This window comes from Brevundimonas sp., from assembly GCF_041911375.1.
In the GTDB taxonomy this organism is placed as follows: Bacteria; Pseudomonadota; Alphaproteobacteria; order Caulobacterales; family Caulobacteraceae; genus Brevundimonas.
In genome coordinates, this window is record NZ_JAYRPA010000088.1 from 19,843 (window position 1) to 34,305 (window position 14,463).

Annotated in this window: 13 protein-coding genes; 5 read left to right on the top strand and 8 right to left on the bottom strand. The window is 70.3% G+C overall.

The genetic code is table 11. The features are described 5' to 3' along the window. Nucleotides 1–68 precede the first annotated feature (68 nt). From ACE3PU_RS14695 to ACE3PU_RS14705, 3 genes are all read left to right on the top strand, one after another. Nucleotides 69–1,187 carry an AI-2E family transporter gene (locus tag ACE3PU_RS14695; RefSeq protein ID WP_374390852.1) on the top strand — a complete coding sequence of 373 codons (1,119 nt, stop codon included), beginning with the start codon at nt 69–71 and terminating at the stop codon, nt 1,185–1,187. Between the two features lie 349 nt (nt 1,188–1,536). Further along, a complete protein-coding gene (locus tag ACE3PU_RS14700; protein ID WP_374390854.1) occupies nt 1,537–6,387 on the top strand; it encodes an NAD-glutamate dehydrogenase in 4,851 nt (1,616 codons plus the stop codon). 82 nt (nt 6,388–6,469) lie between these two features. Next, the gene (locus ACE3PU_RS14705; RefSeq protein ID WP_374390856.1) at nt 6,470–6,937 is read left to right on the top strand and encodes a universal stress protein; all 468 of its coding nucleotides are present in this window, start codon (nt 6,470–6,472) and stop codon (nt 6,935–6,937) included. 34 nt (nt 6,938–6,971) lie between these two features. Here the strand turns inward: ACE3PU_RS14705 and ACE3PU_RS14710 are convergent, their stop codons facing one another. Then, complete coding sequence (locus tag ACE3PU_RS14710) at nt 6,972–7,421, bottom strand: MarR family winged helix-turn-helix transcriptional regulator (RefSeq protein WP_374390858.1); 450 nt, start codon at nt 7,419–7,421, stop codon at nt 6,972–6,974. A gap of 127 nt (nt 7,422–7,548) precedes the next feature. On the opposite strand from ACE3PU_RS14710, the gene ACE3PU_RS14715 reads away from it, so the two are divergent. Continuing rightward, nucleotides 7,549–7,974 (top strand): organic hydroperoxide resistance protein, encoded by a 426-nt coding sequence (locus tag ACE3PU_RS14715; protein ID WP_374390860.1) that lies wholly within the window; start codon nt 7,549–7,551, stop codon nt 7,972–7,974. A 19-nt stretch (nt 7,975–7,993) separates the two neighbouring features. Here ACE3PU_RS14715 and ACE3PU_RS14720 read toward each other — a convergent pair whose 3' ends face one another. Beyond that, nucleotides 7,994–9,154, bottom strand: a complete 1,161-nt coding sequence (locus tag ACE3PU_RS14720; protein ID WP_374390862.1) for an MltA domain-containing protein — start codon at nt 9,152–9,154, stop codon at nt 7,994–7,996. Nucleotides 9,155–9,158: 4 nt separating this feature from the next. Further along, nucleotides 9,159–9,803, bottom strand: coding sequence for a TIM44-related membrane protein TimA (gene timA / locus ACE3PU_RS14725; RefSeq protein WP_374390864.1), 645 nt, complete (start codon nt 9,801–9,803; stop codon nt 9,159–9,161). 180 nt (nt 9,804–9,983) lie between these two features. Here timA and secB point away from each other — a divergent pair, with 180 nt between their 5' ends. Further along, entirely contained in the window at nt 9,984–10,511 is a 528-nt protein-coding gene (secB, locus tag ACE3PU_RS14730) for a protein-export chaperone SecB (protein ID WP_374390866.1), read from the top strand. A 111-nt stretch (nt 10,512–10,622) separates the two neighbouring features. On the opposite strand, the gene dnaQ is transcribed toward secB, so the two are convergent. The 5 genes from dnaQ to ACE3PU_RS14755 are packed head-to-tail and all read right to left on the bottom strand — an operon-like array spanning nt 10,623 to nt 14,315. Beyond that, nucleotides 10,623–11,342 carry a DNA polymerase III subunit epsilon gene (gene dnaQ / locus ACE3PU_RS14735; protein WP_374390868.1) on the bottom strand — a complete coding sequence of 240 codons (720 nt, stop codon included), beginning with the start codon at nt 11,340–11,342 and terminating at the stop codon, nt 10,623–10,625. A 6-nt stretch (nt 11,343–11,348) separates the two neighbouring features. Beyond that, entirely contained in the window at nt 11,349–11,999 is a 651-nt protein-coding gene (coaE, locus tag ACE3PU_RS14740; RefSeq protein ID WP_374390870.1) for a dephospho-CoA kinase, read from the bottom strand. Then, nucleotides 11,996–12,826, bottom strand: coding sequence for a shikimate dehydrogenase (locus ACE3PU_RS14745; RefSeq protein WP_374390872.1), 831 nt, complete (start codon nt 12,824–12,826; stop codon nt 11,996–11,998). The genes coaE and ACE3PU_RS14745 overlap by 4 nt, the downstream gene beginning before the upstream one ends. Further along, complete coding sequence (locus tag ACE3PU_RS14750; RefSeq protein ID WP_374390874.1) at nt 12,823–13,461, bottom strand: nucleoside triphosphate pyrophosphatase; 639 nt, start codon at nt 13,459–13,461, stop codon at nt 12,823–12,825. Before ACE3PU_RS14750 ends, ACE3PU_RS14745 begins: the two co-directional genes overlap by 4 nt. Then, nucleotides 13,455–14,315, bottom strand: coding sequence for a pyruvate, water dikinase regulatory protein (locus tag ACE3PU_RS14755; RefSeq protein ID WP_374390876.1), 861 nt, complete (start codon nt 14,313–14,315; stop codon nt 13,455–13,457). Before ACE3PU_RS14755 ends, ACE3PU_RS14750 begins: the two co-directional genes overlap by 7 nt. Between the last annotated feature and the right edge of the window lie 148 nt (nt 14,316–14,463).

Here is a 14,463-nt window from a genome sequence, read left to right on the forward strand (position 1 = left end):
TCGGCCGCCCGGAACCGTCGCCGTTACGGCGAGTTGACGCCGTCCCCAGCCCCGCCGACAAGGATCGCATGAAGAACCCCGTCTCCATGTCGGCCTCCGCCGTCTCCCGCAACGCCCTGGCCCTGATCGCGACCGTCGCGGCGGGAGCGGCGATCTACTGGCTGCGGGACATACTGACGCCGCTGGCCATGGCGATCTTCCTGCTGATCATGATCGACGGGGTGAAGCGGTCGGTGGAGACACGCACCCCCCTGAACGACCGCTGGGCCGGCGTCGCCGCACTGACCCTGGTTGTCGTGGCCTTCTTCGCCTCCATCGCCATCATCGTGAACGGCGCGGCGGGCTTCTTCGGCGAGGCGTCCGGCGTGTCCCAGAACATCGGCCCGCGCATCGACCAGATCATCCGCGACGTCTATGGCCTGGTCGACCTGTCCAATCCGCCGACGGCCCAGGATCTGATCAATCAGGTCGACATCCGCGGCTATCTGACCAGCATGGCCTTCCAGGTTCAGGGCGTCGCCTCCGGCTCCTTCTTCGTCCTGGTCTATCTGGGCTTCCTGCTGGCCTCGCAGATCGGGTTCCAGCGCAAGATCGTCGCCATGTTCCCCCTGAAGGCCCAGCGCGACGAGGCGGTGGCGGTCTTCAAGCGGGTGCGCGGCGGGGTCGAGGGCTATATCTGGGTCCAGGCCGTGACCGGGGCGATGATCTGCGTCGTCGCCTGGATCCTGATGCGCGCCGTGGGACTTCAGAACGCCGAGTTCTGGACCTTCGTCATCTTCATCGTCGGCTTCATCCCCGTGCTGGGCGGAGCCGTCGCGGGCCTGGCGCCGCCCCTGTTCGCCCTGGTGCAGTTCGACAGCTACTGGCCCGCCCTGATCCTGCTGGTCGGGCTTCAGGCCATCCTGTTCGTCGTCGGCAACCTGATCCAGCCGCGCATGCAGGGCGACAACCAGAACATCGACCCGGTCGTGGTCCTGCTGGCCCTGGCCTTCTGGGGCAAGCTGTGGGGCGTGGTGGGCATGTTCCTGTCCACCCCGCTGGCGGTCGTGGCCATGGCCATCCTGGCCGAGTTCAAGGGCTCGCGCTGGATGGCCGTTTTGCTGTCCGGCGACGGCGAACCTTATGCCCAGGAAGAGCCGCCCAAGCGCCGCGGAAAGGCGCCCGCGAAGGATGAGGCCGACGCCTGAATCCGCTGCGGCGCCTTGCCACGCGTCCGGGCCGCGAATTCGCCGTTCAGCCGCTCTTGAAAGGGGGCAGGCGCTTCCCATCTTCACATCAGCGCCGCGGGACACTCCCCCCTCCGAACCGCGGCGGATGCGAGTCCGGCGCGCCCTCCCCTCCCCAAAGCGTCGGCCCGCGCAGGCCGCCGGGTTCCCCCACCCGGCGGCCTTCTCGTTTGCGGCGCCGCACAATCCTTGCCGTCGGACGGCCGATCACGACAACGATCGATCAAGAGGGGCTTCCCGCGCGACCGGACCTGGCCTAGTCAATCGAGTGCGGCCCCGAACGCGCCGCGTCGTCCGAGACTGAATCTCCATGACCGCCCCCGATCCGCGCCCCGTTCCGGTTCAGCCGATCACCCCGGCCGCGCTGGAGGCGGCCTTCGCGCGGATTTCAGGAACCGGGCCCGGCGCGGCCGAGCGGTCCTTCCTGACCCAGGCCCACGAGGACTACGCCGCCGACGAGACGCCGGAACTGGAGGGCGAGGATCTCGCCGCCCTGCTGGCCGCCTCATGGCAGGCGACGAAGGCCTATCCCGAGAAGTCCCCTCCTCAAGTGACCGTCGGCCCGCTGCACGCGGCGGACGGCCATCCTCTGGGCTACGACCTGGTCCGCATCATCCAGCCGGACGCCCCCTTCCTGGTCGACAGCGTCATGGGCGCCCTGGCCGAGGCGGGCGTCTCGGTCCGCGCGCTGTTCCACCCCGTGGTCGAGTGCGGCGAGCGGCGCCTGTCGGTCATCCTGCTGGTCGTCGACGGCGTGCCGCAGGAGCGTCGCGACGCGCTGGGCGAGGGCCTGGCCGCGACCCTGGCCGACGTCCACGCCGCCGTCGCCGACCATAATGCGATGCTGGCCCTGATGCGCCGGTCGGTGGAGCAGCTGGAAACGGCCCCGCCCGTCGGCGTGTCGGCCGAGGTTCAGGACGAAACCCTGGCCTTCCTGCGCTGGCTCAAGAGCGACCATTTCGTCTTCCTGGGCGCGCGCGACTACGCCTATCCCCGCACGCCCGACGGCGACTACGAGGCCGAGGCCCCGCTCAGCCAGTCGGGAGAAGGTCTGGGCGTGCTGCGCGACCCCGAGCAGCGGGTCCTGCGCCGCGCCTCCGAACCGGCGGTCCTGACCCGGCAGATGCGCCGCCAGCTGGATTTGTCCGAGCCGGTCACCGTGGCCAAGGCCAACCTTCGCTCGCGCGTCCACCGTCGGGCCTACATGGACTACATCGGGGTCAAGCGGTACGGCGCCGACGGTCGCGCCACCGGCGAGACCCGCTTCGTCGGCCTGTTCACGGCCGAGGCCTATGACCGGGTCGCCTCCGACGTGCCGCTGGTCCGGCGCAAGGTCGCCAACGCCCTGGCCCGAGCCGACAAGGCCCCCGGCAGCCACAACGAAAAGCGCCTGAAGAACATCCTGGAGAACTATCCCCGGGACGAGCTCTTCCAGATCACCGAAGACGAGCTGCTGTCGATCGCGCTCGGCATCCTGCACCTCTACGACCGGCCGCGTATCCGCATCTTCACGCGCAAGGACCCCTTTGACCGGTTCGTGTCGGTGCTGCTGTTCGTGCCGCGCGAGCGCTATGACGTGTCGGTGCGTGAACGGATCGGCCAGATCCTGGCCCGCGCCTGGGGCGGCCGCATCTCGGCCTGGTATCCGCAACTGTCCGATGCGCCCCTGACCCGCGTCCACTTCATCATCGGCGTCGAGCCGGGCGAACACCCGATCCCCGACCTGGCCCAGCTGGAGGCCGACGTGGCCGAGGCCGGTCGCGGCTGGATGGAACGCTTCGAAAGCGCCCTGCGCCGCGCCGATGTCGACGAGGTGGAGGTCGGGCCGCTCAGCGCGCGCTGGGCCCGCGCCTTCGGCGCCGCCTATCGCGACCGCTATGACGCCGACGAGGCGGTGCGGGACCTGCAGGCGATCGATCGTCTGAACACGGACGGTCTGCCCGGCAAGGGCGAGGTCGTCGCCGTGCGCGCCTTCCGCACGGGCGAGGACAGTTCGCTGCAATTCCGCTTCAAACTGTATCGCCGCGGCCCGACCGTTCCGCTGTCGGACGTGCTGCCGATCCTGGCCGACATGGGCCTGAAGACGCTCGAGGAATACGGCTATCCGATCCGTCCGCTGGGCGAGGAGGAGATCCACGTCCACGAATTCCTGATGGAGGATCCGCGCGGCGAGACCCTGGTGTTCGACGACGTCAAGGCACCGTTCGAAGCCGCCTTCGCCGCCGTCTGGACCGGCCGGACCGAGAGCGACGGCTTCAACCGCCTGGTGGTCGAACTGGGCGTCACCTGGCGCGAGGCCGCCCTGATCCGCACCCTGGCCCGCTATCGTCAGCAGACGGGCCTCGATCCGTCGCAGGCGGTCCAGGAAGAGGCGCTGCGCGAATATCCCGACATCTCGCGCGCGCTCGTTTCGCTGTTCAAGGCCAAGTTCGAGGGCGAAGCGACGGTCCAAGCGCGTGAACCGCTGGTCGCCGAATTGGACGAGAAGATCACGGGTCTGCTGCAGGACGTGCAAAGCCTGGACCATGACCGGGCCCTGCGCCGCCTGGCCCGCCTGATCAACGCCGTCAAGCGCACCAACTACTTCCAGATCGACGCCGACGGCGAGCCCAAGCCCTATATCTCGATCAAGATCGCCTCGCGCGAGCTCGAGGACCTGCCGCTGCCCAAGCCCTATCGCGAGATCTTCGTCTGGGCGCCGCACGTCGAAGGCGTGCACCTGCGCTTCGGCCCCGTAGCGCGCGGCGGCCTGCGCTGGTCGGACCGTCGCGACGACTTCCGCACCGAGGTGCTGGGCCTGGTCAAGGCGCAGCAGGTCAAGAACGCGGTCATCGTGCCGGTCGGATCCAAGGGCGGCTTCTATCCCAAGCAACTGCCCCGCACGGCGGACCGCGAGGCCGTCCAGGCCGAGGCGATCCGCGCCTACCGCACCTTCCTGTCGGGCCTGCTGGATCTGACCGACAACATCGTCGCCGACGGTTCGGTGGCCCGCCCGGCCCATGTTGTCGCCTGGGAAGGGGACGATCCCTATCTGGTCGTCGCCGCCGACAAGGGCACAGCGACCTTCTCCGACATCGCCAACGGGGTTTCGGCCTCCTACGGCTTCTGGCTGGGCGACGCCTTCGCCAGCGGCGGCTCGATCGGCTACGACCACAAGGCCATGGGCATCACCGCGCGCGGCGCCTGGGAAGCGGTCAAGCGCCACTTCCGCGAGATGGGCAAGGACATCCAGACCCAGCCCTTCACCATGGTCGGCGTCGGCGACATGTCCGGCGACGTCTTCGGCAACGGGGCCCTGTTGTCCCAATCGACCAAGCTGGTCGCCGCCTTCGACCACCGCGACATCTTCATCGACCCCAATCCGGATCCGGCGATCAGCTGGGCCGAGCGCAAGCGGCTGTTCGATCTGCCGCGCTCGTCCTGGCAGGACTATGACAAGAGCCTGATCTCCGAAGGCGGCGGCGTCTTTTCGCGCGGGGTTAAGTCGATCCAGCTGACGCCGCAGATCAAGGCCCTGCTGGACGTGTCCGAAGACGTGCTGGACCCGGTCAGCCTGATGCGCGCCATCCTCAAGGCGCCGGCCGAACTGCTCTACCTCGGCGGCATCGGCACCTATGTGAAATCGGCGGCCGAGACCGACGCCCAGGTCGGCGACAAGGGCACCGACGCGCTGCGCATCAACGCCGACGAGCTGCGGGTGCAGGTGGTGGGCGAGGGCGCCAATCTGGGCTTCACCCAGGCCGGGCGCATCGCCTTCGGCCAGCAGGGCGGCCGCATCAACACCGACGCCATCGACAATTCCGCCGGCGTCGACACCTCGGACCACGAGGTCAACATCAAGATCCTGGTCGGCTCGGCCGTGACCAACGGCGTCCTGCCGGCGGAGCAGCGCACGCCGCTGCTGGCCTCCATGACGGACGAGGTCGGGCTGAAGGTGCTGGCGCACAACTACGATCAGACCCTGGCCCTGACCCTGCAGCAGGCGGAGGGCGTCAAGGCGCTGGACGCCCAGCAGCGCTTCATGCAGGCCCTGTCGGCGCGCGGGAAACTGGACCGCAAGGTCGAGGGCCTGCCGAACGACGCCCGCGTCAAGGAGCTGATGGCCGCCGGCGTTCCGCTGGCCCGGCCCGAATTGGCGGTCCTGACCGCCTACGCCAAGCTGGAGCTGTCGGACGACATCGTCGCCTCGCGGGCCCCAGAGGACCCCTTCTTCGAACAGGTCCTGGTCCGCTACTTCCCGGAGGCCCTGGCCAAGTTCGGGCCGGAGATGAAGAGCCATCGGCTGCGGCGCGAGATCATCGCCACCGTCATGGCCAACGAGGTCGTCAACATGTGCGGCCCCACCTTCCCCGACCGCCTGCGCGGCTCGGCGGAATGCGACACCACCGCCCTGATCATCGCCTTCGAGGCCGCCCGCCGGGTGTTCCGTCTGGATCAGGCCTGGGACGCCGTGTCGGCCCTGGACCTGAAGATCTCGGCCGAGGCGCAGACGGCGCTGTACCAGGAGATCGCCGTGGTGCTGCGTCGCCAGACCTTCTGGCTGGCCCGCCGCGCCAAGGGCGGCGTCTCGGTCCAGGCGCTGATCGACCTGTACCGCCCGGTCGCCGACGCGCTTCAGACCGAGGGCGCCGGCGTGCTGTCCCGCTTCGAACAGGGCCGGCTGGAGGGTCGTGTCCGCCGCTTCGCCGAACTGGGCGCGCCCGAGGACCTGACCCGTTCGATCTCGATCATGCGCCCGTTGGTCGCCGCCGCCGACATCGGCGACCTGGCGTCCGAGAGCGGCTGGCCGGTCGCGGCGATGGCGCGCCTCTATCACCAGGTCGGGGCCGCCTTCGATTTCGACCGGCTGCGGGCCGCTGCGGGCTCCATCCCGTCGGCCGACCACTTCGACCGTCTGGCCGTACGTCGGCTGATCGAGGATCTGATGCAGGAGCAGGCGGTCCTGACCCGCGCGGTCGCCCGGGCCTCCGACGCCTCGGTCGGCTCCAGCGAGCAGACCGCCGAGGCCGCCGTGGACGCCTGGATCGGACCGCGCCTTTCGACGGTGGAGGGCGTGCGCGCCTCGGTCGACGAGATCGAACAGTCCGGCTCCGGCTGGACCTTCGCCAAGCTGACCATCGCCAACGCCACCATCCGCGACCTGGCGGGCACGGCGGGCTGAAGGCCGATGCGGGCGCGGGCGGCTTGACCGCGCCGGCGTCCGGTCGCCTCTTTGCGGTCTGAAACGGGCAGGGGAGGCCCCGATGCCAAGAAAATTCCTGGTCGTCGTCGACGACAGTCCCGAGTTCGACGCGGCCCTGCGCTTCGCCAGCCGCCGCGCCCGCTCGACCGGCGGCCGCGTGGTGCTGCTGCGCGTCATCCCATCGAACACCGACGCCCATTGGTCCGGCGCCCGCGAGGAGATCGAGCGTCAGCAGCGCGAGGAGGCCGAGGCCCTGCTGAACCGCGTCGCGGAGGAGGCGGCCGCGCGCTCCGGCGCCGCGCCCGTCTTCCTGATCGAGTTCGGCGACGCCCAGGCCGCGATCAAGAAGGTCGTCGCCGACGATCCGGAGATCAAGATTCTGGTGCTGGCCGCCGGGTCGGGGTCGCGCGGTCCCGGGCCGCTGGTGCAGGCGATCATCAAGCAGGGCGCCCAGTTGGGCGGGCGAAAGCTGCCCGTCACCATCGTTCCCGGCGAACTGTCGGAGACCGAGATCGAAGACCTAGCGTAAGGGCGCCCGCGCAGGCCGGCCTGTCGTCCTGCTGTCAGGCGGCGGCGCGCAGCCGGTCGCGCAGGCCGCCCAGGGCCCGGGTCATCTCTCCCAGAGCCTCGGGGGTCATGCCGCTGGCGTCCAGCACGGCCTCGGGCAGGCAGCCCGCCTCTGAAGCCAGCGCGCGCCCCGCGTCGGTCAGGCGGACCCGCACGACCCGTTCGTCGTCCCTTGCCCGTGTGCGCGTGACCAGGCCGGCCGCCTCCAGCCGCTTGATCAGCGGCGTGACCGTATTGGTCTCCAGGAACAGGCGCTCGCCGATCTGGCCGACCGTGCGATCGTCCTGTTCCCACAAGAGGCTCATCGCCAACAGTTGCGGATAGGTCAGGCCCATGCGCTCCAGCATCGGCTTGTACAGCCGGTTGAAGGCCAGGCTGGCCGAGTAGGCGGCGAAGCACAGCATGTCGTCGACGCCGAGCGGGGCAGGGGAGGCGATGCGGGTCATGAGACGAAAATAATCGCACGCGATCTAATCGCAAGCCTTGACGTGAAACCAATCGGCGACTAGATCAACGTCCGCGACTATATCGTACACGATGTGTCTTACCGAACCTGAACCAAGGAGCCCGCTCATGGCCGTCAACGTCCTCTACCGCACCACCGCCACGGCCACCGGAGGCCGCGACGGCCGCGCCGCCACCACCGACGGCGCGCTCGATGTCGCGCTGGGCACGCCCAAGGAACTGGGCGGCGCCGGCATCGGCAACAATCCGGAGCAGCTGTTCGCCGCCGGCTACGCAGCCTGTTTCCTGGGCGCGATGAAGTTCGTCGCCAGCCAGGGCGGCCACGCCAAGGTGCCCGCTGATGCGACGGTCAGCGCCACCGTCGGCATCGGCCCGCGCAGCGACAAGGGTTTCGGTCTGGACGTGGCGCTGGAAATCCGTCTCCCCGGCGTGGACCGCGCCGAGGCCGAAGCCCTGGTCGCCGAGGCCGACACCGTCTGCCCCTACGCCCACGCCACGCGCGGAAACATCAACACCACCCTGACGGTCGTCTGAACCGGCGACGGTCCCCTGGTCAGCCCCGGGGGACCAGCCGCCACATCCGCAACGGGTGGCGCACCGTTCCGGCCTCCGCGCCCGCGGCGGCGCCACGCCCCATGTAGAGGTCGGCGCGCACCGGGCCCTTGATGGCCGAGCCGGTGTCCAGGGCCACGACCAGGCCGCGATAGCTGGCGCTGGCCCCACGCAGGTTCCCGCCGTCGGCGTTCACCCAAACCAGGTCGCCATAGCTCCAGTGCGCCGGATCGACCGCGATCGCGCGCCGGGCCGTCAGGGGGACCCCCGCCGCGCCCGCCGGGTTCCCGCCGTTGTCCGGGTCCAGTCTGAAGAAGATGTAGCGGGGGTTCAGCGCCATCACCGCGCGCGCCTCGGCCCCGCGATGCTGGGCCAGCCAGCCACGGATGGCGTCGCCCGAGGTGCCGTTCGCGGGCAGCAGGCCCCGCTCCGCCATCGGCCGGGCGATGCCCACGAAGGGCTTGCCATTGTCGGCGGCGTAGGCGGCCCGCGCCTTGCCGCCATCCTCGAACGTCAGATAGCCCGAGCCCTGGATCTGCAGGAAGAACAGGTCCTCGGCCCGCATCCACGCCAAGGCCTCTCCCGGGCGGGCGGCGGACTCGATCACGCTGCGGTCCCCGGCGGAGCGGGGACTGGCCGGCGCAGCCAGCACCGGCGCGTCGAACTCGGCGTCGGGGCGCCGCCGCGCGGCGTACTCCGGCGCGAAATAGGAGGTCAGCAGGCCGGGTCGACCGTCGTTGGTCTCTGCGGGCGAGACGAAGAACCGCTCCTCGAAGAAGCGCCGTGCGTCCGACGGACTGATCCGGCGCCCGGCCATCGTGCGGGCCTGACCGCAGGTCGAGCGCGCCGCCGGGTCGCGCGCGGCGCCGCATCCGGCGACATAGGCCTGAAACGCCGCCAGATGATCTTCCTCGCTCCAGCCAGGCAGGGCCGCCGGACTGGCGCCGACCGGCGTCGGCGGGGCGTCGGGGAACGGCGACGGTCCGGACCGGGGCGGCTGGGCGGGGCCCGGAGCGGGGAAGGGCGTCGGAAGGGGCGCCGGACGCGTCACGCAGGCGGCCAGCGACATGCACGCCACGGCCGCCGCCGCGAGCGTCTTTCGGGACAGGCCCGACCCCGGCTGGCTCGCGAGAGTCTGGGCCACAGAAATCGGCGCCGTCATCGGCTCAGGCGTTCGCCGGCTCGACCTTCGCCAGAACCCAGTTCGGGTCCGAGGCCCCCAGGCTGCGCTCGAAGGTCCAGTGCTCGGCCGTCCGGCGTTCCTCGATCAGGGGCTCTCCGGTCACGGATTCGGCGCTCGCGCCGTCGGCCTTGGTCACTCGGCTGCGCAGCTCGCCCAGGAAGCGCACCTTGGCCACGGCCTTGTCGCCCTCGGCCGTGGCGCCTTCCAGGTCGGCCCGCGGGGGGAACAGGAATTCGACGGACTCGGTCTCGCCGCGCTGCTCGCGCGCCGCGATCCCCGCCTCGAACGATTTCATCACCGTCGGCGTCAGCAGCGGCTTCAGCGCCGCACGGTCGCCCGAGGCGTAGCCCTGGACGATGGTTTCGTACGCCTGACGCGCGCCCTCGATGAAGCGGCCGGGGTCGAAGGCGGGATCGCGCGCCTTCAGCCCGGCGATCGAGGCCATGACCGCGGCGTCCACCGGCGACAGCTTGACCGGCTCGGGCGCCGGCCCCGCCGCAGGATTGGCCCGCGCGTCCTCCTGAGGCTGACGGCCGACCCGCTTGCCCAACACGTTGTAGAGCTGGAACAGAACGATAGCCGCAATGACGGCGAAGACCACGATCTGGAACTGGACCGGAAAGTTCAAGGCGGGATTCCTGTAGGCGGGCGGCGGGCGCGCCCCTGACGATTAGGGGCTGATATAGGGCGAGGCAAGGCGAAGCGCGCCCCCCGAGCGGCGACCGACGTTGCGGCGAAGCGTCCCGGCGTGGTATCCGCCGCGCCTCATTCCCGGCCCAATCGGGCGCACCCACCAAGATTTCGCTTCATGACCGACGCCGCTCCGCCCGCCGAAACCCCCAACGGCGCCGCCCCTCAGGACGGCCAGCCTCAACAGGGCCAGCCCGTCGGCCCGGGCTTCCGCATCCTGGCCCAGTACGTCAAGGACCTGTCGTTCGAGAACCCGCGCGCGCCGGAATCGCTGCGCATCGACGGCAAGCCGGGCATCGACCTGGGCGTCGAGATGGCCGCCCAGGGCCGCCCGGACGGCCTGTTCGAGCTGGAGCTGAAGCTGTCGGTCAAGGCCGCGCACGAGGGCCAGCCGGTGTTCCACGTCGAACTGGTCTACGGCGGCCTGTTCCAGCTGACCAACGTCCAGGAGCGCGACATCGAGCCGCTGCTGCTGATCGAGTGCCCGCGCTACCTCTTCCCCTATGCCCGCGAGATCATCTCCCGCGCCACGGCCGACGGCGGCTTCTACCCGCCCTTCATGCTGGACCCGATCGACTTCGCCGCCATCTATGTCGCGCGTCAGCAGCAGATCGCCCAGCAACCGGTGGAAACCGGTCAGGCCTGACCAAGACGGGTCGCACGATGACGGAAGGGAGCGGCTCGGTGACGGGCCGCTCTTTTCTTTCGCCCTGAGGCGATGCGCCGGCCGGCCCGACGCTTCGGCGCGCGAGGCGCCTCAAGCCGCCTCTTCGGTCGGAACCACCACGCCATAGCCGGCCCACAGCGAATGGTCCTTCAGGTTCGCCTTCAGGAAGGCCAGGTGGGCAGTCTGCTCCTCAGGCGTGGAGCGCGGCGCCAGGGCGCGCGGACGCGGCGCATAGGTCGCGGCCGTCACCGCCGCCGCAGCCGCGCCGCGTGCGGCCGACAGGTCCAGCACCCGTTCCTTGCCGCCCTTCAGCTCCAGATAGACCTCGGCCAGCAGGCGGGCGTCGATCAGCGCCCCGTGCAGGGTGCGTTCGACCAGCGAAATCTTGAACCGCTTGCACAGGGCGTCCAGCGAATTGGGCATGCCCGGAAACCGCTTCTGCGCCAACTGCAGCGTGTCGATCCAGCGCGCTTCGCCCGTGATCGGGCGGCCGCAGCGATTGTATTCGAAATCGATGAAGTTCCGGTCGAAGGCCGCGTTGTGGGCGATCATCTGCGCGTCGCCGACGAACGCCATCAGATCGTCGACGATCTCGTGAAACTTCGGCGCGTCCTTCACCTTCTCGTCCGTGATGCCGTGGACGCGAATGGCGTCCGGCGGGATCAGGCGCTCGGGATTGACGAACCGGTGGAAGGTCCGGCCGGTCGGCAGCAGGTCGACCAGCTCGATGCAGCCCACCTCGATCAGCCGGTCGCCCGTTCTCGGGTCGAAGCCGGTGGTTTCCGTATCAAGAACGATCTCGCGGGCCATTCGCCCTTAATGGGGCCGTTCGCCGTCCCGCGAAAGTCCCGGCCGGCCGGCCCGGGCAGATATCCACGCCGGATCCAGAACGGTGGCGACGATGGCCTCCACCTCGGCCCGCGCCGCCTCCAGACCCCGGCCGGTGTCGATGACGAAGTCGGCCCGCGCGCGCTTCTCGGCGTCGGGCGTCTGGCGCGCCAGGATCGCCTCGAACCGTTCGCGCGTCATGCCGGGCCGGGCCAGCACGCGCTCGGCCTGGATCTCCGGATCGGCGGTGACGACGACCACCGCGTCCACCGCCCGGTCCCCGCCCGTTTCGAACAGCAGGGGGATGTCCAGGACCGCCAGCGCCACGCCCGCGTCGCGCGCTGCATCCAGATCCGCCAGCCGACCCTGGGCCACCAGGGGGTGGATGATCGCCTCCAGGCGCCGGAACGCGGTTTCGTCGCGGCCCAGCGCCTCGGCCAAACGGGTCCGGTCCACGGCGCCGTCCACGACGACGCCCGGAAAGGCCTCGCCGACCGGCCCGACCGCCGCTCCGCCCCGGGCATAGAGCCGATGCACCGCGTCATCGGCGTTCCAGACGACCGCGCCCAGATCGGCGAACATCGCCGTCGTCGTCGACTTGCCCATGCCGATGGAGCCGGTCAGGCCCAGCACGATCACGTGGTCTGCTCCAGATGCGCCGTCAGCAAGGCGCGCAGGTCCAGCCGGGGCGGCGGCAGGCGGAACAGCGCCTCGAACGAGGGCGCCGCCTGGCCGATCAGCATCGACAGCCCGTCCACGGTCGGCAGGCCCCGGTCCCGCGCCGCCTTCAGAAAGGCCGTCTCCAGCGGCTTATAGGTCATGTCCATCACCACCGTGCCCGGCGCGACGAGGTCGAAATCCAGCTGGGGCGGGACGCTCAGCGCATTGACGATCAGCGCAGCCCCCTCCAGCGCCTGCCCCGCCTCCATGACCCGCACGGACCGCCCCAGATCGGCGGCCAGCGTCTCGGCCCGCGCACGGGAGCGATTGACGATCCGCACCTTCGCACCCGCCTCGATCAGGGCGCCCGACCCGGCGCGGGCGGCGCCGCCGGCGCCCAGCACGACCACAGCGCGGCCGCTGACATCCAGGTCCGGCGCCTGTTCCGCCAGGCCGCGCATCAGACCCACCCCGTCCGAGCTGTCGGCCAGGACGCGACCCTTCGCGAACTGCAGGATGTTGGCCGACCCGGTCAGCCGCGCCGCCGCCGTGGCCTCATCCGCCAGGGCGAAAGCCTGTTCCTTGAACGGCGCCGTCACGTTCAGGCCAAGGATCAGCCCGGCTCGGCCCGCCGCGACCAGCGCCTCGAACCCCGCGGCGTCGGCGGGGGCGAAGGGGACATAGGCGCCGTCGACGCCGCCCGCCTCCAGCCAGGCGTTGTGGATGACCGGGCTCAGCGAATGGGCGACGGGGTTTCCGGCGATGCCCGCCACCCTGGCCGCGCCGGTGATGCGCCCCTGGCTCATGACGCGATCACCCCGGCGCGCCGCAGTTCCGCCAGCACCGGCCACAGCGGCAGACCCAGGACTGTGAAATAGTCGCCCTCAACCGCCTCAAACAGCTGCGACCCCGGCCCCTCCAGGCGATACGAGCCCACGCACGACAGCAGCGCCTCGCCCTCCGCCGCCAGATAGGCGTCGAGGAAGGCGTCGGAGAAATCGCGCATCCGCATGTCGACCGTATCGACGCCCGACCAGACCACTTCGCCCTTCACCGCCAGCGCGGCGCCGGAATGCAGCTGGTGGGCGCGCCCGCGCATGGTCTTCAGCCGCGCCCGCGCCTCTTCGAGCGACGCCGCCTTGGACACCAGCCCTCCGTCGAACGCCAGGGTCTGGTCCGATCCCAGAACCCAGGCCGCGGGATCCCGCCGCGACACCGCGAGCGCCTTGGCCTCGGCCAGCCGGACGGCCAGAGCCGCGGCGTCCAGGTCTTGCGAGACGGCCTTGATCGCGTCCTCGTCGACATCGGCCGTGCGGACCTCGAAGATCACGCCGGCGTTCTCCAGCATGGCCCGCCGCGCCGCGCTCTTGGACGCCAGCACCAGCCGCTCGCGCTCATGCAGCCCATCGGACGCTGGCGCACCGGGACCGTTGCTCACCATGTCGCCCCCACCTTGTGCGTGCGACGCTCGCTCAACAGATTGACGATGGCCGCGGCGGTCTCCTCGACCGAACGGCGCGTCACGTCGATGGTGGGCCAGCCTCGCCGCTCGAACGCCCGGCGCGCCTTGATCGTCTCGTCGCGCACGGCGTCCTGGTCGGTGTAGTTGGACGACTGGTTGGCGTTCAGGTTGTCGATGCGGTTCCGGCGGATCTGCACCAGCCGGTCCGGCGACACCGTCAGGCCGATGACCAGGGGATTGGTCAGCTTCGTCAGCCGCTCCCCGTCCTCCTGTCCCGGCACCAGCGGCACGTTCGCCGCGCGGATGCCGCGGTGGGCCAGATAGATGCAGGTCGGGGTCTTGGACGTGCGGCTGACCCCGCACAGCACCACGTCGGCGCCCTCCAGCTGGTCCAGCGTTCCCTGGCCGTCGTCATAGGCCATGGCGAAGTCCAGCGCTGCGATGCGGTTGAAGTATTCGTGGTCCAGCGCGTGCTGCGCCCCGACCCGCGTCGACAGCGCCGCCCCCAGATAGCGCGACAGGGCCCCGACCAGCGGATCCAGCGCCCCGATCTGCGGCATGTCCAGCCGGCGGCACCCTTCCTCGAGCTGTTCGCGCAGTTCCCGATCGACCAGGGTGTGCAGCACCACGCCCGGCGCGGCCTCGATCTCCTCCAGCACCCGGGCCATCTGCTTGGAGGACCGGACCAGGGCGTAGATGTGCTCGATGGGAATTACGCCGTCGAACCGCGCGGTGACAGCCTTGGCCATGGCGTTCAGCGTCTCGCCGGTCGAGTCCGACACCAGGTGGACGTGGAAATAGGTGGCCAGGCGATGGGCGCGCGAAGGGCTCATGCGATGGGTTCACTCCCTGTGGACAGGCGGTGGGCGGGACGGGACGCCTTTCCATAGCCTCTGACGAAAGCGCGGGCGAGCGGGGATGACGGTGGGCGAGGCGCCGCGTTCAATCCGGATTGATGCAGAGGCGGGAAATCGATCCATC

Coding starts and splice junctions, on each gene's coding strand:
- ACE3PU_RS14695 (WP_374390852.1), top strand. CDS start 69: ATGAAGAACCCCGTCTCCATGTCGGCCTCCGCCGTCTCCCGCAACGCC.
- ACE3PU_RS14700 (WP_374390854.1), top strand. CDS start 1,537: ATGACCGCCCCCGATCCGCGCCCCGTTCCGGTTCAGCCGATCACCCCG.
- ACE3PU_RS14705 (WP_374390856.1), top strand. CDS start 6,470: ATGCCAAGAAAATTCCTGGTCGTCGTCGACGACAGTCCCGAGTTCGAC.
- ACE3PU_RS14710 (WP_374390858.1), bottom strand. CDS start 7,421: ATGACCCGCATCGCCTCCCCTGCCCCGCTCGGCGTCGACGACATGCTG.
- ACE3PU_RS14715 (WP_374390860.1), top strand. CDS start 7,549: ATGGCCGTCAACGTCCTCTACCGCACCACCGCCACGGCCACCGGAGGC.
- ACE3PU_RS14720 (WP_374390862.1), bottom strand. CDS start 9,154: ATGACGGCGCCGATTTCTGTGGCCCAGACTCTCGCGAGCCAGCCGGGG.
- secB (WP_374390866.1), top strand. CDS start 9,984: ATGACCGACGCCGCTCCGCCCGCCGAAACCCCCAACGGCGCCGCCCCT.
- dnaQ (WP_374390868.1), bottom strand. CDS start 11,342: ATGGCCCGCGAGATCGTTCTTGATACGGAAACCACCGGCTTCGACCCG.
- ACE3PU_RS14745 (WP_374390872.1), bottom strand. CDS start 12,826: ATGAGCCAGGGGCGCATCACCGGCGCGGCCAGGGTGGCGGGCATCGCC.
- ACE3PU_RS14750 (WP_374390874.1), bottom strand. CDS start 13,461: ATGGTGAGCAACGGTCCCGGTGCGCCAGCGTCCGATGGGCTGCATGAG.
- ACE3PU_RS14755 (WP_374390876.1), bottom strand. CDS start 14,315: ATGAGCCCTTCGCGCGCCCATCGCCTGGCCACCTATTTCCACGTCCAC.